At 53.1% G+C, this 1,311-nt stretch carries 1 protein-coding gene; it reads right to left on the minus strand.

Annotated features, from left to right (window positions below; genetic code table 11):
- Positions 1–56: 56 nt before the first annotated feature.
- Positions 57–1,208, minus strand: coding sequence for an integrase core domain-containing protein (locus ACQRBV_RS27510; RefSeq protein WP_060753173.1), 1,152 nt, complete (start codon positions 1,206–1,208; stop codon positions 57–59).
- Positions 1,209–1,311 lie beyond the last annotated feature (103 nt).

Genomic DNA, 1,311 nt, shown 5'->3' on the forward strand with positions numbered 1-1,311 from the left:
CCCAGCGCGGGTGTAGAACCGTAGACATCGTTTACATCTGAAACCGGGGACATCGTTTACACATTTGAAGCTTGGACGCGAGTCATTCCCCGTCCAAGCCTCCCCAAGGGATAGTCACACAGGTAAAGATCCCAGGCATCATCTTCAGTCTCTTTCAGCCCTATTCGCTCTCCAGCTAGCGCTTCGCTAACAAATACCAGCTTGCCCTTCCACATTATCGAACCGTTCTGCCTGACGCTTCGAACCAACATTTCCGCCGGGTATTCCAAATCCGGCAAACGGCCGGGATAGGGTCGACTAGATGGCACATACAGCTCTCCAGGACGTTTCATACCGAGTGCTTCATGAGGCCGCACGTAATTGAACTCATGCCTGAAGTGCTCCAGCAAAAGCTGCTGCTCTATCAAGTTTTTCCCTAACGGCAACTCAAGCTTCAAGCTACGGTGCATTCGCTCATGGCGACCATTCTGGGCGGGTCTTCCCGGCATCGTTCGTTCCGGATAGATACCTAATCGGATCCACCAAACTGCCAAGGTGGACATTCTTGCCAAGCCCGGAGAGGCGAAGGGAACACCGTTGTCAGTACGAATGACGTCCGGCATTCCATATTCCTGAAAAAGCCTCTCAAAGGCCTGTTTTACCGGCTTGGTCATGATCTTGGGATGGGCCCTGCACGCCAAAATCATGCGGGAGGCGTGGTCTGTAACGGTCAAAGGGAAGCACATCTGTGCGTCGAGCATCTTGAATTGCCCTTTGTAGTCAGCACACCACGTCTTATTGGGTTCGTTTGCTTCTCGCATTTCTCTGTGAGAGGTGCCGTGTCGGCGCTTGAAGCGCCGTTTACTGACTAACCCGAGCCGTTCAAGCCATTGACCTGCCGTACTTGGAGAGGGCCAGGCGGTGCAAGGGTCATCGATTCGTAATAGCTCGATAATCTTCTTCGGCCCCCATTTATCGTGAGCGTCTTTCATTGCCACGATGCGGGCCAATATCTCGTCGTCAGTTTTGTTTGGGCTGTGATGAGGACGCCGGGAAAGCTCGGCCAACGACTTTAAATCGCCGTCAACATGCCGAGAAATCCATTTATCCACGGTCGGCCGACTAACGTTGAAGCGGCGTGCCAGCTGGCTTTTTGTGTAATCGCCAGAAAGCCAGTCGACGACCAGCTTGATTCGTTGGTTCATAGGGGACTCTTGGTTCCAGGGCATGATCAGTTACCTCCTGATCATGCGTGATAGCCTGTAAACCATGTCCCCGGTTAGAAATGTAAACGATGTCCCCGGTTTGTACCGGGGCAAGCCCGCTCACTAC

It is taken from the genome of Pseudomonas sp. R11F (assembly GCF_050312575.1).
Taxonomy (GTDB): domain Bacteria; phylum Pseudomonadota; class Gammaproteobacteria; order Pseudomonadales; family Pseudomonadaceae; genus Aquipseudomonas; species Aquipseudomonas palleroniana.